Origin of the sequence: Promicromonospora sukumoe 327MFSha3.1, from assembly GCF_000385135.1 — a bacterium.
GTDB classification, from domain to species: domain Bacteria; phylum Actinomycetota; class Actinomycetes; order Actinomycetales; family Cellulomonadaceae; genus Promicromonospora; species Promicromonospora sukumoe_B.
On record NZ_ARQM01000011.1, the window covers coordinates 561,356 to 583,400 of the forward strand.

A 22,045-nucleotide genomic window follows, 5' to 3' on the forward strand; every position below is an offset into this window, starting at 1 on the left:
CCCGACGAACGAGCAGTAACGAGCAGTAGGGATAGACGAGATGACCACGATGACCCCTGAGCAGGCGGCCTGGTTCGCCCAGACCTTCGACCGGCTCGTCGGCAACGTCGGCCAGGCGGTCCTGGGCAAGGCGCCGGTGGTGCGCATGGCGCTCACGTGCATGCTCGCCGAGGGCCACCTGCTGCTGGAGGACGCCCCCGGCACCGGCAAGACCATGCTCGCCCGCTCGATCGCGGCGTCGGTGCAGGGCACGCACAACCGCATCCAGTTCACGCCGGACCTGCTGCCCTCCGACGTCACGGGTGTGACGATCTACGACCAGAAGACCGGCAAGTTCGACTTCCATCCGGGCCCGATCTTCGCCTCGATCGTGCTGGCCGACGAGATCAACCGTGCCTCGCCGAAGACCCAGTCCGCGCTGCTGGAGGTCATGGAGGAGGGCCGGGTCACCGTCGACGGCGTCGCCCACACGACCGGCCGCCCGTTCATGGTGCTCGCGACCCAGAACCCGATCGAGCAGGCCGGTACCTACCGCCTGCCCGAGGCCCAGCTCGACCGCTTCCTGATGAAGACGTCGGTGGGCTACCCGGACCACGCCTCGACGGTGGAGATCCTGTCGGGCGCCTCGGTCAAGGACCGCAGCAAGACCCTGCAGCCCATCATCACCACCAAGGCCGTCACCGAGATGGCCGACCTCGCCGCGACCGTGCACACCGACACCGCGGTGCTGGAGTACGTGTCCCGCCTCGCCGAGGAGACCCGCAACGCGCACGAGGTGCGCGTCGGCGTCTCGGTCCGTGGTGCGCTGGCCCTGGTGCGCTGCGCCAAGGTGTGGGCCGCCGCGCACGGCCGCAACTACGTGCTGCCCGACGACATCAAGGAGCTGGCGCAGCCGGTCTGGGCCCACCGCTTCGTGCTGGACCCGGAGGCCGAGTTCGCGGGCGCCCGCCCCGACGTCGTGCTGGCCCGGATCATGGCCGACGTCGCCGCGCCGCAGGAGCGGGCCTCGGCATGACGACCTCGGGCATGGCGTCCGGTACCGGGTACGGGAAACGTCAGGAGAAGCCGACCGGTCTCGCCGGCGTCGTCGCGGCGGGCCGGGCGCAGGCGCAGCGCGGCCGGCGCGGCTGGGTGACCTTCGCCGCCGGCGCCCGTACGCGGGCGGCGGCGGCCGGTCGCACGCTCGCGCCGGTCCGCCGCACGTTCAGCACGTTCGGCATCGCGGTGACCCTGGTCGCGGCCGGTGCCTGGATCGCAGCGCTGACGCTCGGCTGGCTCGAGCTGCTGGTGGCCGCGATCGTGCTCACGGTGACGCTGCTGTGCGCCATCGTGTTCGTGCTCGGCCGGTTCAAGTACGACGTCGTGCTCGACCTGGCGCAGGCGCGCGTGACCGTCGGCGACCGCGCCGTCGGGCGCCTCGACGTGCGCAACGCGTCGAACCGCCCGCTGCTGCCGTCGGTGATGGAGCTCCCCGTCGGCACCGGCACGGCGGCCTTCCCCGTGCCCCGGCTCAAGGGCGGCGGCACGCACGAGGAGATCTTCACGATCCCGACCCGGCGCCGCAGCGTCATCACGGTCGGCCCGGTCAAGTCCGTGCGCGCCGACCCCCTGGGTCTGCTGCGCCGCGAGATGACGTGGACGAACGAGCAGGAGGTCTTCGTGCACCCGCGCGTCAAGAACCTCACGGGCTCGTCGACGGGGTTCCTCAAGGACCTCGAGGGCCGCGTCACCAACGACATCACCAACGCCGACGTGAACTTCCACGCGCTGCGCGACTACGTGCCGGGCGACGACCGCCGCCACATCCACTGGAAGACGACGGCCCGCACCGGTCAGATCATGGTGCGCCAGTTCGAGGAGACCCGGCGCTCGCACCTCGCGGTGCTGCTGTCCACGCGCGCCGAGGACTACGCGAACGAGGACGAGTTCGAGCTCGCCGTGAGCGTGTGCGGCTCCCTGGGCCTGCAGGCCATCAAGGAGGACCGCGGCGTGACGGTGCTCGTCAACGAGGCCACGCTGCACGGTGACCACCGCACCCGCCTGCTGGACGACCTCTCCCGGATCGAGATGGTGTCCCGCAAGTCCAAGCTGGTGGACCTCGCCCGTGCCGCGAGCATGGCCGCCGCCGACTTCTCGGTGATCTCCTTCATCGTCGGCAGCATGGTCACGCCCACCGAGCTGCGCGCGGCGTCGGCCCGCGTGCCCGCCGGCGTGCAGGTCATGGCCATCCAGTGCGTGCCGGGGGCCTCCCTCGGCCGGCACTCCATCGCGGAGCTGGGCGTGCTCACCCTGGGCCGCCTCGGCGACCTGCCCCTTGCGCTGAAGAAGATGAGCGACGCATGAGTGACGAGAACACCCGTGGCAACCTCCCGAGGGGAGGGGCCGCGCAGGGCAACCAGCCGCCCTACGGCACCGGTACCGGGTACCGGACCGGCACCGGCCGGGGCACCACCCGCCGCAGGGAAGCCGAGCAGCCGCGCGCGCTGACCAGGTTCGCCCTGGTCGACGTCGCGGCGCTCGTCGTGATGCTCGGGGCCGTCGCCGTCGGCTTCGGCCCGGTCTGGGGCTCGCTCGGCTACCTGCTGCCCACGGTCGGCGGCGTCGTCGTCGGCCTGGCCGTGGCCTGGGTGGGCGCCTGGCGCCGCTTCCCGGCCGTCGTCGTGACCGCGCTCGCCGTGCTGGCCTACGTCCTGTTCGGCGGCGCGCTGGCCCTGCCGCACACGACCATCGCCGGTGTCGTGCCCACCCTGGACACGGTGCGCGAGCTGCTGCTCGGCTCGGTGCAGGGCTGGAAGCAGTTCATCACCACCACGCCCCCCATGCGGTCGTTCCCCGACCTCGGGGTGGTCCCGTTCCTGCTCATGCTGATCGTGTCCCTGGTCGCGGGCACCATCGCCTGGCGCGCGAAGCACGCCGTCTGGGCCGTGGTGCCGATCATCGTGGCCCTCGTCGGCGTGATCCTGCTCGGCACGGTCGACCCCGCCATGCCGATCGTCCAGGGCCTCGTGATCGCCATCGCCGCGCTCCTGTGGGGCGCCGTGCGCGTCATGGAGGCGCGCGTCGGCACGCACTCGATCTCCACGGAGGCGAGCCGTGAGGCCACGCGCCGTCTGCGCTGGCACCGCGTCCGCACGGGCGCCACGATCCTGGGCGTCGCCGCGCTGGCCGCCGGCTTCACCGCGCCGATCATCATGCCGGGGCAGCCCCGCACGGTGCTCCGCGAGGAGATCGTCCCGCCCTTCGACATCCACCAGTTCACCAGCCCCCTGGTCGCGTTCCGGCACTACGCCAAGGACGCCCGCGAGGACGAGCTGTTCACGGTGAGCGACCTGCCCGAGGGCGCCCGCGTGCGGCTCGCGACCCTCGACCGCTACGACGGCGTTGTCTACGACGCGGCCGGCGACGGCGGCGACACCGGCGTGTACACGCGCGTCGGCGAGGAGATCGCGACGGGCTCCAGCGTCACGCCGACGCCGATCGACATCACCGTCTCGGGGTACAGCGGCGTCTGGGTCCCGGAGATCGGCAAGCTCACCGGCATCGAGTGGAGCGGCGCGAACGCCGAGGCGCAGACGGACGGCACCTACTACAACCGGGACACGCTCACCGCGATCACCACCGCGGGCATCAAGAAGGGCGACACGTACCGCCTGAACGTGCTCATGCCCGAGACGCCGGACGAGGACGTCCTCAAGAAGTCCGAGATCAGCGACGCTGACCTGCCCGAGACCGAGCCGACCGCGATGCCGGCGGGCCTGCCCGCCAAGGCGACGCAGTTCACGGGCGAGGAGACCGACCCCGCGACCAAGCTGTTCTACATCCGGGACGCCCTGCAGGCCTCGGGCGTGCTGTCCAGCGGTCTCGACGGCGAGGTGCCGTCGCGTCCGGGCCACTCGGCGGAGCGGATCGACACGCTCGTCGAGGAGGAGAAGATGGTGGGTGACGACGAGCAGTTCGCCGTCGCGCTCGCCCTCATGGCGCGGCAGGCCGGCATCCCGGCCCGCGTGGTCATGGGCTTCTACCCCGACAAGGACAGCGACTACCAGGAGGGTGAGCCCTGGACGGTGCGCGGCGAGGACGTGCACGCCTGGATCGAGGTGCCCTACAAGGAGTACGGCTGGGTGCCGATCGACGCCGTCCCGGACGAGAAGCCCCAGATCCAGCCGGAGCCCAAGAGCGAGCAGGTGCCCAAGCCGCCGGTGCTCCAGGACCCGGAGCCGCCGGAGGAGCCGGACAAGGCGAAGGCCGGCAGCGTCGAGGACGACAACAAGGACGACGCCGAGAACGACCCCTTCGACTGGGGCCTGCTCGGTCTGATCCTGCTCGCCGTGGGCATCCCGCTGCTCGTCATCGCGGGCCCGATCATCGCGATCCTGGCCTACAAGGCCCGGCGTCGTACGGCCCGCCGCACCGCGGAGCAGCCCGCCGACCGGATCAGCGGCGGCTGGCACGAGGTGGTCGACGTCGTCACCGACCTCGGCACGACCGTCCCGCCGGGCGCGACCCGGCGCGAGGGTGCCGGCGTGATCGCCGGTGCGCACCAGGTCCCCTCGACCCTCACGCTCGCCCACCGGGCGGACGCGTCGGTCTTCGGGCGCGGTGAGCCGACCCAGGCGGACGTCGACTCGTTCTGGGCCGAGGTGGACGAGCTGGTGGGCGGTCTACGCTCCAACCTGAGTACGCGACGGAGGGTGCGCGCGGCGTTGTCGCTGCGGTCCGTCTGGGCGCGTGTGGGCGGTGGTCGCGGAGTCCTCGCGGCACTCGGGGGACTCGGGTCCCGGCGGAAGAAGGAGAGCTGATGACGGACGTGGTCTGCGCTGGTTGCGGGTCGACCCAGCGAGCGGGTGCGCCGTTCTGCGCCGCGTGCGGACGGGAGTTCCCGCGTACGGGGCGTCCGGTCGCCGAGCCGGCCCAGGTGCCCCAGGGACAGGTGCAGGCGGCGGCCGCGGCCGCCGCCGCCCGGAACGGCTCGGGCTCGGTGCCGCTGGTGGAGAGCCGGCCGCCGATCACCACCGAGGTGGAGGTGTACACGGCGACGCAGATCCCCAAGGCGGGGTCCGTGCCGCCGCCGCTGGTGGCGCCCTACGCGGGTGTCGGCAAGCGGTTCGTGGCCTGGCTCATCGACGGCGCCATCGCCGGTGTGCTCGTGGGCATCGTGGCGGCCGTCGGCATCGCGCTGATCGACATCCCGTCGGGCCTCGTGGTCATATCGCAGGAGCAGAGGGCTGAGATCGCCGCCCAGGTGATGCGGGTCTACCTCCTCGGTGGCCTCGTCGCGTTCCTGTTCCAGCTGTCCATGTGGATCTGGGAGTCCCGGACCGGCCGCACCATCGGCAACTCCGCGATGGGGCTGCGCACCGTGTCCGCCGAGGACCGCGGGCCCATCGGGTTCGTCCGCGAGCTGCTGCGCGTGCTCGTGCTCGCCGCGGGCTCCGTGGTGTTCGTCGTCGGCCAGATCGTGGTGCTGCTCAGCCCGCTCTGGGACAAGGGCGGCAAGATGCAGGGCTGGCAGGACAAGGCGGCCCGGTCGGTCGTCATCGACATCCGCGCCCCGCAGGTCCCCGGCACCGGCCTCACTCCGGTGGCGGCCGGCCCGCGGGCCCCGGGCAAGCCCGCGGTGCGGCCCGCCGCGCCGGCCGCGCCCGCCCAGGGGCAGTACGGCTCGCCGCAGCTGCCCCCGCTGTCTCCCGCGGGCCAGCAGGCCCCGGCGCAGCCGGCCGTCGCGGCGCCCGACCCGTGGGCGTTCCCGCAGGCACCCGCCCAGGGCGCCCCGGCAGGGGGTGGCGACAGCCTGATCACCGGCATCCCGGGCAGCACGCCGAGCGCTCCGCCCGCGCAGCCGGTCCAGCAGCAGCCGGCCCAGCCGGCTCAGCAGCAGCAGCCTTATCAGCAGCAGCCGTACCAGCAGCCCGCGCAGCAGCAGCCGGCCCAGCCGGTCCAGCAGCCGGTCCAGCAGCCGGTCCAGCAGCCGGTTCAGCAGCAGCCGGCGCAGCAGCCCGGCTCGGCCTGGCCGACCAAGACCTGGCCCGCGGGTCAGGAGCCCGGTGCGCCCGCGCAGCCGGCCCCGGCCCAGCCGGCGCCGGTCCAGCCCGCACCCGTCCAGCCGACGCCGGCCCAGCCGGCCCAGTCGGCGCCGACCCTGCCGCCGCAGTCCGACGAGTTCTCGGACGCCACGCGGATGCAGGCGCCCATCCTCGAGCCCGCCGCCACCGTGACGGTGGCGATCGAGCTCGAGTCGGGCGAGCGCCGCGTCATCGACGGCCCCGCGCTGGTGGGCCGCAACCCGCAGGCGACCGGTGGTACGGGGTACATCCTCGTGCGCGTGGACGACCCGACCCGGTCGGTGTCCAAGAACCACGCCGAGCTCGGCGTGGACTCCGCGGGGCTGTGGCTGACGGACCGCGGGTCCACGAACGGCACGGTCGTCTCGGCGCCGGGCCGCTCGCCGCAGGTCGCGGAGCCGGGCGCGCGCGTCCGGGTGCCGGTCGGCTCGACCATCCACGTCGGGGACCGCCGTCTGGTCGTGCACGCCGACGAGTCCAGGGCATGACCCAGCAGGAGCAGGGGCTGACGACGATCTGGGGTGCGGCCTCGCACCAGGGTCGTCGTCGGTCCCTCAACGAGGACGGGTACCTGGCCACCGGCCGGGTGTTCTTCGTGGCCGACGGCATGGGCGGCCACGAGGCGGGCGAGGTGGCCAGCGCGGAGGCGCTGGCCGCGCTCAGCGGTCTCGCCGACATCGACAAGGTCGAGCCTGCCCTGGTGGAGGCGTTCCTCGAGATCGCCCAGCAGCGGGTCCGCGCCATCGAGACGGACTCGGGCAACGCGCCCGGCACCACCCTGACGGGCGTGCTGGTCGACGAGCGCGAGGACGTGCCGTACTGGCTGTTCGTGAACGTCGGCGACTCGCGTACCTACATCCTCTCGGGCGGGGTGCTCACGCAGGTGAGCGTGGACCACTCCGAGGTGCAGGAGCTCGTGGACGCGGGCACCATCACGATGGAGCAGGCCCGGATCCACCCGCGGCGGAACGTCATCACGCGGGCCCTCGGCGCCCAGGACGACGTCCGCGCCGACTTCCGGTACATCCCGGTCACGCTGCACGACCGCGTGCTGGTCTGCTCCGACGGCCTCACGGGCGAGCTGACCGACGAGCAGATCACGACGATCCTGCTGGAGCAGCCGGACCCGGAGCGAGCCGCCGGGCACCTGGTCAACGCCGCGATCCAGGCCGGTGGCCGGGACAACATCACGGTGGTCGTGGTCGACGTGACCGGCGTGGACCACGAGACCTTAGGCTCGTCGACAGCGCCACGGGCGGGGGCGGAGATGGACGAGGACACCCTGCCGCGAGAAGAGCACGAAGCAAGAACCCAGGGGGTCTGACATGACGGTGCACTACAGCGAGGGTTCCGCGCGGGTGGTGGTCCGCAACAACACGGTGGTCGTGCTGCCCGGGCCGGCGCCCGCCGGCGTCGTCGACGCGCTCTGGACGGCGCTCGAGGGGCCGGACGGCGGGGTCGCCGCGACCCTCGGTGTGCTGGCCGCCGGCGGCCTGGCGGAGACGCCGCCGTTCGCCGTGGTCTCGCTCTCCGGGGGCGAGCCGGCGACGGCGGCGCACGTCGCCGTCCGCGGTACCGGCGTCAAGGTCGTGGTGAGCGCCGAGGGCGCCGGCGGCCCGGTCGAGGTGACCGGTGCCGGCGTCGTCACGTGGTCGGAGCGCGTCGTCGACGGCCCGACGTCGTTCGCCGTCACCACCGACGAGGCGCCCGCCGACGAGGAGTACCCGGTGCAGGCCGCGGTGGTGCGGGCGAGCGCCCTGCGGCGCACGCTGGTCGAGACCGCCCAGGCGGCCGAGCTCCCGGCGTCCCCGGTCGAGGTCCCGGCGGCGAAGGCCGAGCCGGCCCCCGCGCCCGTGCGTGGTGTCCCGATCTTCGGGTTCGGCGGCCAGCCGTCCGGCGAGACCATCGTGCCCGGCGCGCTCGACGTGCCCCTGCTCGGCGGCGAGCCCGACGCGAAGCCGGAGCCGGCCGACCAGCCCGGTCCGGACGCGAGGCCCGAGCCCGACGCCGCCCCCGAGCCCGCCCCGCTGCTCGGCCTGGGCACCGTGAGCGCCCCCGAGGCGCCGCGCACCGAGGTCGACGAGGCCACCCAGTTCGGCGCCGACGACGACTACGGCCACCTCTTCGGCGACACCGTGATGCGCCGGGTCGAGGACGCCGCGGTGCGGCAGGGCGAGGACGACGACGAGGCCGAGGAGGAGGCGGCGGCCGCGGAGCCGGCGCCCGCCCCGCCGCCCGTGCCCTCGCCCCCGCCCGTGCCGGAACCGCCGGTGCAGCCCGAGCCGGCCGGCGACTCCCTGATCTCCGGGATCCCGGGCGGCTGGACCCCGCCCAGCACGCTGAGCCCGGCGGAGCCGCCCCCGGGCGTGACGCCGGGCGCCGCGCAGCGGGCCGCCTCGGTGGGGGACTCCCCGGCCGACGACGTGCCCCTGGACGACCACGACGGCCAGACCATGATGTCGTCCGACATCGCCGCGCTCCGCAAGGCCGCGGGCGCCGTCGTGCCCAAGTTCTCGGCGGGCATCCTGCCGGGCGGGCCGCAGATCCTGGGCCTCCTGTGCCCCGACGGGCACCCCAACCCGCCCACGCACGACCGCTGCCGCGCCTGCGGCGCCGAGCTCGGCGGCGACGCCCAGCAGGTGCCGCGCCCGTCGCTCGGGCAGATGCTCGTCACCGGTGGCGTGCAGCCCGGCATCGGGGGCCCGCAGGTCGTCGAGCTGGACCGCCCGGTCGTCGTCGGCCGGCGTCCGCGCACCAACAACGCGTCGGCGGACCGCACGCCGCGCCTGGTCACCGTGGCCAGCCCGGACCAGGACATCTCGCGGTCGCACGTCGAGATCACCCTCGAGGAGTGGCACGTGCTGGTCGCGGACCTCGCGACCACCAACGGGACCACCCTCCTGCGCCCGGGGCAGCAGCCCCGGCGGCTGCACCCGAACGAGAAGGTGATCGTGGTCGAGGGCGACGTCGTGGACCTGGGCGACGGGGCGACCCTGACGTTCGAGGGCATCTGGTGAGGGCCTCGACGGACGAGTCCCCCTCCACCATCGAAGAAGGAGTGTTGTGAGCAGCAAGCGGGCGCCTTCCGCGCCGCCTCAGATCGCCGGGTTCGAGTACAAGAAGCTGATCGGTTCCGGCGGCTTCTCGGACGTGTTCCTCTACGAGCAGCAGCGACCCAAGCGGCAGGTCGCCGTCAAGGTGCTGCTCAAGGAGCACGCGAGCGACGCCCAGCGGGTCGCGTTCGACTCCGAGGCCGACCTGATGGCGGTCCTGGGCAACCACCCCTCGATCGTGACCATGTACGAGGCGAGCGTCGCCGACGACGGCCGTCCGTACCTGGCCATGGAGTACTGCTCGCGCCCCAACCTGGGCGCGCGGTACCGGTCGGAGCGCTTCTCGCTGGCCGAGGCGCTGCGCACCACGATCCAGATCGCCGGCGCGGTCGAGACCGCCCACCGGCTCGGCATCCTGCACCGCGACCTGAAGCCCGCCAACATCCTGGTGACGCAGTTCGGGCACCCCGCGCTCACCGACTTCGGCATCTCGTCGACGGTCGACCAGGCCTCCGCCGCGGAGGGCATGTCCATCCCGTGGTCCCCGCCGGAGTCGTTCGGCGACCCGCCCGTGGCGGGCAAGACGACGGACGTCTGGGCGCTGGCCGCCACCTGTTACACGCTGCTGGCCGGGCGCACGCCGTTCGAGGTGCCGGGCGGCTCCAACACGTCGGCCGACCTGGTCGCGCGGATCGAGCAGGCGCCGCTGCCGCCCATCGGGCGCAACGACGTGCCGCCGTCGCTGGAGCAGGTTCTCCGCATCGCGATGGCCAAGCACCCGTCCTCGCGCTACCCGTCGGTGCTGGCGTTCGCCCGCGCGCTGCAGCAGGTCCAGGTGGGCCTGGCGCGCGACATGACCCCCATCGACCTCCTCGACGAGACCGGTGCGGTCGCGGAGGAGGAAGAGGACGAAGACGGTACGCGGCTGAAGAACGTCACGGCGATCGACCCGGGGCAGCGACCTGCTCCCGCGCAGTCGTTCGCCGGGGGCGGGACGTCGTCGGGCGGCTTCGCGCCCGCCACGCAGGGCACCCAGGGCACGTCCGGCTGGGCGCCCCAGGGCGGCACCGCGCCTGGCCGGTCGACGACGGTGCCCGCCGTCGACGTGCCGGTGGCCGCGGTCGGGTGGAACACCCCGGCCGTCGAGGAGACCGTGCACCGCACGCGCGGGCCCGAGGCCCCCGCGGAGGAGCCGCTGGCGGCCGAGCCCGAGAAGTCGTCCCCGTGGAGCACCGTGGCGCTGATCGCCGGCGCCGTGGTGCTGGTGGCCGTCCTCGTCGTGGGCTGGATCGCGCTGAAGCCCGGCGCCGGGGAGCCCGAGACGGAGCAGACCGCGACGGTCGCCGGCGACCCGCCCCCCGCGCCCGGCGTCGGGTACGTGCCCCCGGTCCGTGACCTGGAGGGCAAGGCAGAGGGCAAGAACGCCGTCTTCACCTGGCAGCCGCCGAAATCCAGTGAGGAGGGCGACGAGTACGGGTACCGTGTGCTGTCGGCCACCGAGCAGAGCCGCTACGAGCCCGTTGTGGGAACCACCGTGACCGTGGCCCGGCTCCAGGGTGAGAAGACGTGCCTCGAGGTCGTCGTGGTGCGTGCGGGCAAGCCTTCGGCGCAGCCGGCGCAGCAGTGCGTCGAGCTCGACTGACGGACACCGGCCGGTCGGCCGGCTGACAGGGGGAGAGGACGACGTGGGCGATCTCGCGCTGGAGTTCTGTGGCGAGTGGTTCGACCCTGCGCAGGCAGCGGACGGGTTCGACGTGGGCCGCGAGGGCGACCTCGCGATCGACGACAACCCCTACCTGCACCGTCGCTTCCTGCGCCTGACGCAGGAGGACGGGATCTGGTGGCTGTCCAACGTGGGCTCCCTGATCTCCGCGACGGTGTGCGACGCGGGCGGCGGGGTGCAGTCGTGGCTGCCGCCCGGCCACCGCCTGCCCATCGTCTTCCCCACCACCTCGATCGTCTTCACGGCCGGCCCCACCACCTACGAGCTGACCGCTCAGCTCACGGACGCCCCGTACCACGAGGTCCGCTCCGAGGACCCCGACACCGGCGCCACCACCATCGGCGCCATCAGCTTCACCACCAGCCAGAAGCAGCTCATCGTGGTGCTCGCCGAGCCCATGCTGCGCCGCGAGGGCACCGGCCTGAGCGAGATCCCGTCCAGCGCGGACGCGGCTCGCCGGCTGGGCTGGGCCACCACCCGGTTCAACCGCAAGCTCGACAACGTCTGCGAGAAGCTCGACCGCATCGGCGTCAAAGGACTGCGCGGCGGCCCCGGGGTGCTCGCCACGAACCGGCGTGCCCGGCTCGTCGAGTACGCGGTCGCCTCCCGCCTGGTGACCCCCGCAGACCTTCCACTTCTCGACCTGAAGGACGACGCCTGACGTGCGCATCAAGCTGACGCTGAACAGACCCGACGAGTCCGGCGTGAACGTCGCGGTCACCGCCGACGCCACCGCGACGGTGCGCGACGTGGCCGAGGCCCTCTTCTCGGGCGACCCCACCCGCAACGGCGCCCCGGCGCCCGAGAACCTGTCCCTGCAGGTGGTCGGGGACGGATCGACCAGCTTCACCAGCGGTCGCGTGCTGACCCCCACGAGCGACCTGGTCCAGGCGGGCCTGCGCTCCGGGTCCGTGGTCTCGATCGTCCGGGTCTCCGACCAGTTCGTGAACCCGGGGCAGGACCGCGGCACCGCCGTCGCGCAGCTCCGCGTCCTGGACGGGCCCGACGCCGGGCGCGACTTCCCGCTGCCGGTCGGCACGTCCTACATCGGCCGCGACCGGGGCATGGACATCCGCCTCCAGGACGGCCAGGTCTCCAAGCGGCACGCCCGCGTGGTCGTGGGCGAGTCCATCGAGCTGCACGACCTCGCCTCGGCCAACGGCCTCGTCATGGGCGGCAAGCGGATGACGCGCGCCGTGCTGACGTCGTCCGACACCGTGACCCTCGGCGAGACCACGCTGTCCGTGGTGGCGCTGCACCGGTCGACGAACATCGCGCCGACCAGCCCGGTCGTCGAGTTCAACCGGTCGCCGCGCGTGGTCACCCGGTTCGGCGAGATCAAGATCAAGGCGCCCAAGCCGCCCAAGCCCCCGCAGCCGCAGCGCCTGCCGTGGCTGATGATGCTCGCGCCGATGGCGATGGGCGCCGTCATGTACTCGGTCACCCGCAACCCGATCTCGCTGATCTTCATGTTCATGAGCCCGGTGATGATGTTCGGGATGTGGATGGACCGGAAGATCTTCGGCAAGAAGCAGTTCAAGGAGGCGTCCGAGCAGTTCGAGCAGGCCGTCGTCGCGACGTCGGAGCGCATCGACCGCACGCACGCCGTCGAGCGCGCCGTCCGGCTCGCGGAGCTGCCCTCCCTCGCGGAGTCCCTCGACGCCGTGCGCCGGCTCGGCGGGCTCATGTGGACCCACCGCCCCGAGCACCGCGGCTTCCTCTCGGTGCGGTTCGGGCTCGGCTCGGGCCCCGCCCGCACCCTGTTCGACGAGCCGCGCGAGAACGACGCGATCCCCGAGCACTGGCAGCGGGTCCTGGACCTCCAGGAGCAGTGCCTCACCATCCACGACGTGCCGATGGGCGCCGGGTTCCGGCACGGCGGCAACGTCGGCATCGCCGGGCCGAGCGGCGTGGTCGAGCCGGTGGGCCGCTCCGTGCTGCTGCAGCTCGTCGCGCTCCACTCGCCCGCCGAGCTCGTCGTCACCGCGCTCACCTCCGCGCGCTCGCGGGCCGACTGGGAGTGGCTCGAGTGGCTGCCCCACACGGGCTCGCCGCACAGCCCGCTCGGCGCGTCGGACCACCTGGCCGACGACCCGGCGTCGGGCATCTCCCTGCTGACCCGGCTCGAGGAGCTCGTCGAGGCCCGGGGCGCCAACCTCGACGGCAACGCGGCTCTCGTGGGCGAGCTCGACGCCGAGAAGGACCGCAAGGACCCGCCGCCCCCGCCCGTGCTGCCGTCCGTCGTCGTCCTCGTCGAGGACGACGCCCCGGTCGAGCGGGCCCGGCTCGTCCGCCTGATCGAGCACGGCGCCGCCGCCGGCGTCCACGTGGTCTGGATCGCGCCCACGGTCGAGCAGCTCCCCGCGGCCTGCCGCACCTTCGTGCTCCTGGACCCGAACTCCACCGACAACGGCGCGATGACGGGTGAGGTGCACTACGGCCAGCTCGCCTACCCGGTGCGCTGCGACGTCGCCGACCTCGGCACCGCGCGCGAGGTGGCCCGCATCCTGTCGCCGGTGATCGACATCGGCGCGCCCACCGACGACGAGTCGGACCTGCCGCGCGCGGTCTCCTACCTGTCGCTGGCCGGCACCGGGCTCGGCAAGGACGCGGGCGGTGTGATCGAGCGGTGGCGGGAGAACCTGTCCCTCACCCCGCGCGACGGCTCGCCGCCGGTCCGGCGCAAGACCCCGACCAACCTGCGCGCGCTCGTCGGGCACGACGGCGTCGAGCCGTTCCACCTGGACCTGCGCACCCAGGGCCCGCACGCCCTCGTGGGCGGTACCACCGGTGCCGGTAAGTCGGAGTTCCTGCAGTCCTGGGTGCTCGGCATGGCGGCCGCGCACAGCCCCGACCGCGTGACGTTCCTGTTCGTGGACTACAAGGGTGGCGCCGCGTTCGCCGACTGCGTCAACCTGCCGCACACCGTCGGCCTGGTGACGGACCTGTCGCCGCACCTCGTGCGGCGCGCGCTGTCCTCGCTGCGCGCGGAGCTGCACTACCGCGAGCACCTGCTGAACCGGAAGAAGGCCAAGGACCTGGCGTCCCTGGAGCGCACGGGCGACCCCGAGGCGCCGCCCAGCCTGATCATCGTGGTCGACGAGTTCGCGGCCCTGGTCGGCGAGGTCCCGGAGTTCGTGGACGGCGTCGTCGACGTCGCCCAGCGTGGCCGCTCGCTCGGCCTGCACCTGATCCTGGCGACGCAGCGCCCCGCCGGTGTCATCAAGGACAACCTGCGCGCCAACACGAACCTGCGCATCGCCCTGCGCATGGCCGACGAGCACGACTCCAAGGACGTGCTCGGGGACGAGATGGCGGCGCACTTCTCGCCGTCGATCCCGGGTCGCGGCGCCGCGAAGACCGGCCCTGGCCGGCTCACCACCTTCCAGACGGGCTACGCCGGTGGCTGGACCACGGACGAGCCGGAACGTTCCTCGCTGGACATCGAGGAGATGGACTTCGGCACCGGCCGCCGCTGGGAGCTGCCCGCTCCCGAGGTGATCGAGGACCGCGACCCCGGCCCCAACGACATCGCGCGCGTGGTCAGCACGATCCGCCGCGCGGCGAACGACGCCGGCGTCCCGACGCCCCGCAAGCCGTGGCTGCCCGAGCTGGCGCCCACGTACGACCTGGCGCTGCTGCCCAACCGGCGCACCGACTCCCAGCTCGTCCTCGGCGTGCTGGACAACCCGCCGGCCCAGGCCCAGCCGACCGTGCACTACGAGCCGGACAGCGACGGCAACCTCGCCATCTACGGCACCGGTGGCACCGGCAAGAGCACCACGATGCGCACCATCGCGGTCTCCGCGGGCCTGACGCACCGCGGTGGCCCCGTGCAGGTCTACGGCATCGACTGCGGCTCCGGCGGTCTGTCGATGCTGGAGAACCTGCCGCACGTCGGCGCGATCATCGCCGGTGACGACGAGGAGCGCGTGGGCCGCCTCCTGCGCCGTCTGCGCGACACGCTGGACCAGCGGGCCGACCGCTACGCCGCCGTACGCGCCTCGACGATCGAGGAGTACCGCCGCCTGGCGAACAAGCCCGACGAGCCGCGCATCATCGTGCTCGTCGACGGTATCGGCGCGTTCCGCGACGCCTACGAGAACATCACGGCCCGCGGCTTCTCGATCTTCGGCACGTTCACGCAGCTCGCGACCGACGGCCGCCCCGTCGGCATCCACCTCGTCATGAGCGGCGACCGCGCCGTCTCCGTGCCGCCGTCGCTGGCCTCCACGGTCCAGAAGCGGATCGTGCACCGCATGGCCAAGGAGGACGACTACGTGATGCTGAACGTCCCGAAGGACGTCCTGACCCCGGCGTCCGCGCCGGGCCGGGCCATCATGTACGGCCAGGAGGCGCAGATCGCCGTGCTCGGCGGCGACTCCAACGGTGCGGTGCAGTCGCGCGAGCTCGCGCGCCTGGAGCAGACCATGCGCTCGGTCGGCGGGGTGCCCCAGGCCCCCGGCGTCGAGCGGCTGCCCGAGTCGTTCACGCTGGAGCAGCTGCCCCAGCGCTCGGCGGAGCTGGCCACGATCGGCCTGCGGGACCTGGACATCGCCCCGATCGGCCTGCCGATGCGTGGCCCGCTCATGCTCGCGGGCCCGCCCGGTTCGGGCCGCACGACGGCGTTCGTGACGCTGGCGACGGCCCTGCGCCGGGCCGGCAGCGGGCGGCTTGTGTACCTCTCGTCGCGTCGGTCGAGCCTGTCCGTCATGGACCTCTGGGACATGTCGGCGCCCAGCCCCGAGGAGATCGTCGAGACCCTCAAGGACCTCACCGCGGCCCTCGAGAGCGATCGGCTCGCCCCGGGTACTCTCACCGTGATGATCGAGAACTACACCGAGCTCACGGGCACGCCCGCGGAGAAGCCGATGGAGGCCTTCGTCAAGCTCGCGTCCCGCAAGGACCAGCTCGTCATCGGTGAGTCGGAGTCGTCCACCTGGAGCAAGGCGTTCACGCTCGCGGGCCCGTTCAAGTCCGGCCGCAACGGCCTCCTCCTGACCCCGGGGGACTCGGACGGCGAGACGCTCATGAACACCCCGCTCGGCCGCATCCGCCGCAAGGACTTCCCGCCGGGGCGCGGGTTCCTCGTCACGGCGGGCCGCGCAACCAAGATCCACGTCGCCCTCCCGGGGTGACGGGGCATGGGGAGTCCTCCCCATTCCACCGCGTCACGGGCCATGGAATAGTTCGTGACGTCGCAGAGACGGAGGTTGTCCGAGGGGGCAGCCACAGACAAAGGAGCTTGACATGGTCGCAGAGGGTGGCAACGTTTTCGGTCTTGATGTCGAGGCAGTCCGGAGCCTCGCCAACACGCTCCGTACCCAGGCCGAGGGCGTCCGTCAGGTCGTGACGACGATCACGAGCCAGATGGCCCAGACCCAGTGGAACGGTCAGGACGCCGTGCAGTTCCAGGAGGAGTGGGACGGCACCCACGCCGCCAAGCTCAACGAGATCGCCGCGGCGCTCGAGCAGTACGGCACGACGGCCGACAACAACGCTCAGATGCAGGACGAGACCTCGAGCGCGTACTGATCGAGCTCGAGCCTCTTCCAGAGGCCAGGCCCCGCACAGGGGCCGGTACCAAGGGGTGCGGGACCGACTACGGCCCGCACCCCTTGAGTCGTAAGGACAAAAGAATTCTCGGTTGTACCCAGGCGAGGCCCGACGCCGTCACCGGCGGGACGTGAGGAGAACCAAGTGAGCGGGGGAATGGTCGGCGCCGATATCGAGGCGCTGCGTTTGCTTGCGGACAAGTTTGACGAGGGTAGCGACAGGCTCGAGAACATCGTCACCGTCGTGGAGTCGGCAGTCCCGCAGGACAGTGGCTGGAGCGGGCCGGACGCCGAGGGCTTCCGTCAGGAGTGGAGCGGCAGCCACCTCGTGCGGCTCCGGGAGACGGCGGCCGCGCTGGGCGAGGTGGCCGGCAAGGTGCGGTCCAACGCCGACGCGCAGGAGCAGACGTCGAGCGACTACTCCGGCATCGGCGGTGGCACCGGCGGCACCGACGTCGCCGGCGCGAGCGACAGCGGCTTCAACTGGGGCGGTCTCGGCCTGGCCGGGATGCTCGGTGCCAAGGGGATCGGGTTCGCGCTGGCCGCCACGAAGGCGATCAAGACCGGACCCGCACTGGCGGGGCTGCTGTCGGCGACCCGCCTCGGCGACGCGGCGAAGATCGCCGACGCGACGACGGACGTCTTCCGTGGCGCGGGTGGCCTCGTGGGCCGGACCGCGGCCGGTATCGGCGTCGCGGAGGACTTCGGTCTCATCGGCAAGATGAGCGGCATGGTCGGCCTGGCGAGCTCCGCCGGCAACATCGCGCGGTTCGCGGGCACCGCCGGCGGCGTGTTCGGTGTGATCGGCGGGTTCAACCAGATGTTCAACACCCAGTACGACGGCGTCCGAGGCGGCGTCGACCGGGTCATGGGTGGCCTGTCGGTCATCGGCGGTGCGGGCGGTATCGCGATGGCCCTCGGCGGTGCGGCGATGCTCGGCCCCGTGGGCGTCGGCATCGCCGTCGGCGCCGGCGTGGTCGCCGGTGCCTGGGCCCTGGGCAACCTGGTGTACGACAACTGGGACTCGATCTCTGGCGCGGCGAGCACCGCCTGGAACGCGACGACCGGTGCCATCAGCGACGGCTGGAACGCGGCAGGCGATGCCGTCGGTAACATTGCAGACGCGGCAGGGGATGTCGTATCCGACGTAGGCGACGCGGTCGGCGACGGCCTCTCGGCCGCCGGCGACTTCGTAGGAGGGCTGTTCAGTTGAGCGGGCAGACGATGAACTTCACCAAGGCGGACTACGAGGCGGCCATCGCCGTGCTCGGGCGTGCTGAGGAAGGGAAGCCGGTCGGGATCGTGAACCTGACCGACGAGCAGGTCATGGTGCTCGACGGCGTCCAGGCCTTCCAGCCCACGCCGCTCCCGTGGCTCGACGCGCAGGGCGACGTCGACAAGGAGCTCGTCGGCAAGGTGGCGCTCCGCGCGCTCCTCGGCCAGGGTTACGTGGTGCCCGCCAGCCGCGGTGAGGGCGAGGAGATCGGGATCGACGCGATCCCCGAGCTGACCGGCACGCTGGTGCTGCGCCGGACCGCCCAGGCGATCATCTCCGCGGAGCGCGTGACGACCCTCGGTCGGCACTGGGTGTTCTGCTACGTGCACGAGGGTTACGGGATCCTGGAGGAGGAGGTCGCCACCAGTGGCCACCACACCTTCTCGGTGTACCCCGAGGCCTTCCTCGGTGAACGGCTGGAGCAGTACCTCGACCCGACGTCCGCCGCGATCATGGCCGGCAAGCCGCGCACGTTCACGGTGCCGGAGTTCGAGGCCGCCGCGCCGAACCTCCCCGAGCTCGCCGAGGCCCTGACCGTCACCGTGGTGTCGGTCGCCAAGGCCGGCGTCGAGACGATCCGGAACGTGACCGTGTACTCGGGCCCGCGCGGTGTGTTCACGGTGCAGGGCGACCTGCGCGACGGCGTGGACGACCGCCTGGTGCTCACCGAGGTGGGGGCGGGCGTCGTCCGCGGCCTCCCCGGGAAGCTGCTCGCCGCATGAGTGCTGCGGGAACGACTTCGGTCACCGGGGACCGTGTCCCCCGCAAGGCCCGCAGGATCGCCGCCGAGCTCCCTGAGCTCGGCGGCATCCGCCATGTCGAGGCCAACCCGCCGTCGCCCACCGCGTGGTGGGTCGCCGTCGGGGTCGCCGTGCTCTTCACGGTGGTCATCTCTCTCGGGACCGGTGGGATCGTCGGCGCGGTCGTGCTGATCCCGGCCTGGGTGGTGATCGGCTGGATCGTCCTCGGGTACATGGGGGCGGAGAAGGTGGTCGTGCTCGACCGCGGGCTGCTCATCGGCTCGTTCGCGCCGGGCCTGAAGCCGCGCGTCGTGCCGTTCGACCGGTTCGAGGTCGACTCGGTCACCGCGGTTCGCCCGGGCTTCAAGCTCGCCGACATGCTCCGCGGCCGCACGCGCCTGACCACCGGCCGCACCGCGGTGTGGGCCTGGAACGGGGTGGCCTTCGTGGCCGCGCTGGGGCCCGTCGCGCAGCGGAGCTACGTCGACGCCGCCGGGACGTTCCGCGCGGAGGACCCCGCGCGTCGCGAGCGGGTCGTGTGGTGGTTCGGCACCTGGCGGCAGCCCGACCGCCTGGTTGGTGCCCTGGAGTCCGCCCTGCTGGACCTGGGCCAGCCCGTGGCCGGTCTCTCGCAGCAGGTGCTGCCGCTGGTGCGGATCAGCGGCCGGCCCGTCGACGCCGCCACGCAGGTGCCTCGGCTGGTGGCGGCGCTGGAGCGTGCCTCGTGAGCGAGGAGCGCACCGTCATCCGGTGGGCCCTCTGGATCGGCCTCGGGCTCTTCGGCGTGGTCGTCTTCGCCAAGTCGGTCGACCTCATCCCCGTCGCCGTGATCGCCGGCCTGCTGGGCCTGCTCGCACTCGGCTTCGCGGGGTACGGAGCGCTGGACCAGGCGGCCGAGCGCGCCAACCTCCGTCGTCGTGCCGCCAAGGTCCAGCGGGAGCGCGAAGAGGGGCGTTGAGCCCGGAACGCGAGGATTCTCACAGGAACCCCACGTCCACCCCCTGAACCTGGGGTGAGGTGGGCCTTACCCGGTCGGTAGAATCGGAAGCGGCCTTCGCTTCCCTTGTCCTCGACCGGAAGGCGCCCCCTTCGTGAGCACCACCCGACCCTTGCGCGTCGCCGTCGTCGGCGCCGGCCCCGCCGGCATCTACGCGAGCGACATCCTGTCCAAGACCGACCTCGACGTGAGCATCGACCTGTTCGAGCGCCTGCCGGCGCCGTTCGGCCTCGTGCGCTACGGCGTGGCCCCGGACCACCCGCGCATCAAGCAGATCATCGTCGCGCTCCACAAGGTGCTCAGCCGCGGAGACATCCGCCTGCTGGCCAACGTGGACTACGGCGTGGACCTGAAGCTCGAGGACCTGCGCCAGTTCTACGACGCGGTGATCTTCTCCACCGGGTCGATCAAGGACGCCGAGCTGAACATCCCGGGCATCGACCTGGACGGCTCGTACGGCGCCGCCGACTTCGTGTCCTGGTACGACGGCCACCCCGACGTGCCGCGCACCTGGCCGCTGGAGGCCCAGCAGGTGGCCGTGATCGGCGCCGGCAACGTGGCGCTCGACGTGGCCCGCATCCTCGCCAAGCACGCGAAGGACCTGCTGCCCACCGAGATCCCGGCCAACGTGCACGAGCTGCTGGAGAAGTCCCCGGTCACGGACGTGCACGTGTTCGCGCGCCGCGGCCCGGCGCAGGTCAAGTTCTCTCCGCTGGAGCTGCGCGAGCTGGGCCACGTGCCCGACGTCGACATCGTCGTGTACCCGGAGGACTTCGACTTCGACGAGGGCTCCGAGGCGGCGATCAACTCGTCCAACCAGACCAAGCAGGTCGTCAAGACCCTGGTCGACTGGACGCTCAAGGACCCCGCGCAGAACACGGCGTCGCGCCGGCTGCACCTGCACTTCCTGCACGCCCCGGCCGAGGTGCTCGGCGAGGACGGCAAGGTCGTCGGGTTCCGCACCGAGCGCACCGCGCTGCAGGGCGACGGCACCGTCAAGGGCACCGGCGAGTTCACCGACTGGCCCGTGCAGGCCGTCTACCGCGCCGTCGGCTACTTCGGCTCCTCCCTGCCGGAGATCCCGTACGACGACGTCAAGGGCGTTATCACCAACCGCGAGGGCCGCGTCGTCGACATCGATGGCAACCAGGTCCCGGGCGTGTACGCGACCGGCTGGATCAAGCGCGGCCCGGTGGGCCTCATCGGCCACACCAAGTCCGACGCGTCGGAGACCATCCGGCACCTCGTCGAGGACGTCACCGGTGTGGCGGACGGCGAGGCGCCCGGCGACCTGACGGGCGGGCGCACCGCCCCGCAGGGCACCACGGAGGCCGTCACCGAGTTCCTCGCCGGCAAGGGCGTCGACTACATCGAGTGGTCCGGCTGGGAGCTCCTGGACGCCCACGAGCGGGCGCTCGGCGAGGCCGTCGGCCGTGAGCGGATCAAGGTCGTCCCGCGCGACGAGATGGTCACCATCAGCCGCCGCTCGTAGGCTGCTCACCGCGGACGTCCAGCAACCGTGCCCGGAAGACTCAGGTCTTCCGGGCACAGTTGTCGGTGGGGCGCCGGCCCGCCGGGGAACCCGGGGCCGGGCTGGCGCGTTCGGGTGGGAGGAAAGGAGTGCGATGCACAGGCACTACAACGGGCTGAAGACCGCCGCGCTGTTCGGTGGCATGTGGGCCGTGATCCTCGGGCTCTGGGCGCTCTTCGGGGCGAAGTCGGGCTTGCTGTGGATCTTCGTGCTCATCGGGCTGGGGACCACGGCCTACGGATACTGGAACTCCGACAAGCTCGCGATCCGCGCGATGCACGCGTACCCGGTCACGGAGCTGCAGGCGCCGGAGATGCACCGCATCGTGCGCGAGCTCTCCACGGCGGCACGCCAGCCGATGCCGCGGCTCTACATCTCGCCGACCAAGGCGCCCAACGCGTTCGCCACCGGCCGCAACCCGCAGAACGCCGCCGTGTGCTGCACCGAGGGCATCCTCGGGCTGCTCAACGAGCGCGAGCTGCGGGGCGTGCTGGGCCACGAGCTGATGCACGTCTACAACCGCGACATCCTGACGTCGTCGGTGGCCTCCGCGCTCGCCGGCGTCATCACGGCCCTGGCGCAGTTCCTGCTCTTCTTCGGCGGCGGCGACCGCCGCGAGGGCGGCAACCCGCTCGCGGCGCTCGCCATGGCGCTCCTCGCCCCGATCGCGGCCATGCTCATCCAGATGGCGATCTCCCGCACCCGCGAGTACGACGCCGACGAGGACGGCGCCCGCCTGACGGGCGACCCGCTCGCGCTCGCGTCCGCGCTGCGCAAGCTGGAGCAGGGCACGCAGCGCGCCCCGCTGCCGCAGGACCGCGACCTGACCAACGTGTCGCACCTGATGATCGCCAACCCGTTCCGCGGCGCCGGCATCGGCCGCCTGTTCGCCACGCACCCGCCGATGCCGGACCGCATCCGCCGGCTCGAGGCCATGGCGGGCGGCCCCGACGGCGGCTACAACCCGGGCGGCCCGACGTCCGGCCCGGACTGGGGCACCCCGCCCGGGATGCTCTGAGCCCACCCGCCCGCCGTCCGCACCTCACCCGCGCAAAGCGTTCGTCGCGGTCGGCGGGTGCGGATACGGTGAGCAGATTCCGACCGGGCG

The 22,045-nt window shown here is 72.6% G+C and carries 16 protein-coding genes; all 16 read left to right on the forward strand.

Annotation, left to right across the window (positions count from 1 at the left end; translation table 11 throughout):
- The first annotated feature begins 40 nt into the window (after positions 1–40).
- The 16 genes from H291_RS0116170 (at position 41) to htpX (ending at position 21,955) form a co-directional block, all read left to right on the forward strand.
- Complete coding sequence (locus tag H291_RS0116170) at positions 41–1,015, forward strand: AAA family ATPase (RefSeq protein ID WP_020016053.1); 975 nt, start codon at positions 41–43, stop codon at positions 1,013–1,015.
- Positions 1,012–2,343, forward strand: a complete 1,332-nt coding sequence (locus H291_RS0116175) for a DUF58 domain-containing protein (RefSeq protein ID WP_020016054.1) — start codon at positions 1,012–1,014, stop codon at positions 2,341–2,343. The genes H291_RS0116170 and H291_RS0116175 overlap by 4 nt, the downstream gene beginning before the upstream one ends.
- A complete protein-coding gene (locus tag H291_RS0116180) occupies positions 2,340–4,799 on the forward strand; it encodes a DUF3488 and transglutaminase-like domain-containing protein (protein WP_020016055.1) in 2,460 nt (819 codons plus the stop codon). The genes H291_RS0116175 and H291_RS0116180 overlap by 4 nt, the downstream gene beginning before the upstream one ends.
- Positions 4,799–6,550, forward strand: a complete 1,752-nt coding sequence (locus H291_RS0116185) for an RDD family protein (protein ID WP_084468172.1) — start codon at positions 4,799–4,801, stop codon at positions 6,548–6,550. The genes H291_RS0116180 and H291_RS0116185 overlap by 1 nt, the downstream gene beginning before the upstream one ends.
- Positions 6,547–7,386 carry a PP2C family protein-serine/threonine phosphatase gene (locus tag H291_RS0116190; RefSeq protein ID WP_020016057.1) on the forward strand — a complete coding sequence of 280 codons (840 nt, stop codon included), beginning with the start codon at positions 6,547–6,549 and terminating at the stop codon, positions 7,384–7,386. Before H291_RS0116185 ends, H291_RS0116190 begins: the two co-directional genes overlap by 4 nt.
- A gap of 1 nt (position 7,387) precedes the next feature.
- Entirely contained in the window at positions 7,388–9,079 is a 1,692-nt protein-coding gene (locus H291_RS0116195) for an FHA domain-containing protein (RefSeq protein ID WP_020016058.1), read from the forward strand.
- A 46-nt stretch (positions 9,080–9,125) separates the two neighbouring features.
- The gene (locus tag H291_RS0116200; RefSeq protein WP_020016059.1) at positions 9,126–10,757 is read left to right on the forward strand and encodes a serine/threonine-protein kinase; all 1,632 of its coding nucleotides are present in this window, start codon (positions 9,126–9,128) and stop codon (positions 10,755–10,757) included.
- 43 nt (positions 10,758–10,800) lie between these two features.
- Positions 10,801–11,499, forward strand: a complete 699-nt coding sequence (locus H291_RS0116205) for a hypothetical protein (RefSeq protein WP_020016060.1) — start codon at positions 10,801–10,803, stop codon at positions 11,497–11,499.
- Between the two features lies 1 nt (position 11,500).
- Entirely contained in the window at positions 11,501–15,976 is a 4,476-nt protein-coding gene (locus tag H291_RS0116210; RefSeq protein ID WP_020016061.1) for an FtsK/SpoIIIE domain-containing protein, read from the forward strand.
- Between the two features lie 112 nt (positions 15,977–16,088).
- Positions 16,089–16,373, forward strand: a complete 285-nt coding sequence (locus H291_RS0116215; protein WP_020016062.1) for a WXG100 family type VII secretion target — start codon at positions 16,089–16,091, stop codon at positions 16,371–16,373.
- A gap of 165 nt (positions 16,374–16,538) precedes the next feature.
- Positions 16,539–17,606 (forward strand): WXG100 family type VII secretion target, encoded by a 1,068-nt coding sequence (locus tag H291_RS0116220; protein WP_232216087.1) that lies wholly within the window; start codon positions 16,539–16,541, stop codon positions 17,604–17,606.
- Complete coding sequence (locus H291_RS30460; RefSeq protein ID WP_157237094.1) at positions 17,603–18,391, forward strand: hypothetical protein; 789 nt, start codon at positions 17,603–17,605, stop codon at positions 18,389–18,391. The genes H291_RS0116220 and H291_RS30460 overlap by 4 nt, the downstream gene beginning before the upstream one ends.
- The gene (locus H291_RS0116230) at positions 18,388–19,137 is read left to right on the forward strand and encodes a hypothetical protein (protein WP_020016065.1); all 750 of its coding nucleotides are present in this window, start codon (positions 18,388–18,390) and stop codon (positions 19,135–19,137) included. The genes H291_RS30460 and H291_RS0116230 overlap by 4 nt, the downstream gene beginning before the upstream one ends.
- Positions 19,134–19,367: a hypothetical protein gene (locus H291_RS0116235; RefSeq protein ID WP_020016066.1), complete on the forward strand. Its 234-nt coding sequence runs from the start codon at positions 19,134–19,136 to the stop codon at positions 19,365–19,367. The genes H291_RS0116230 and H291_RS0116235 overlap by 4 nt, the downstream gene beginning before the upstream one ends.
- Positions 19,368–19,500: 133 nt before the next feature.
- Positions 19,501–20,898 carry an FAD-dependent oxidoreductase gene (locus H291_RS0116240; protein ID WP_026365824.1) on the forward strand — a complete coding sequence of 466 codons (1,398 nt, stop codon included), beginning with the start codon at positions 19,501–19,503 and terminating at the stop codon, positions 20,896–20,898.
- Between the two features lie 133 nt (positions 20,899–21,031).
- Positions 21,032–21,955, forward strand: coding sequence for a zinc metalloprotease HtpX (gene htpX / locus H291_RS0116245; protein WP_020016068.1), 924 nt, complete (start codon positions 21,032–21,034; stop codon positions 21,953–21,955).
- The last annotated feature ends 90 nt before the right edge of the window (positions 21,956–22,045 follow it).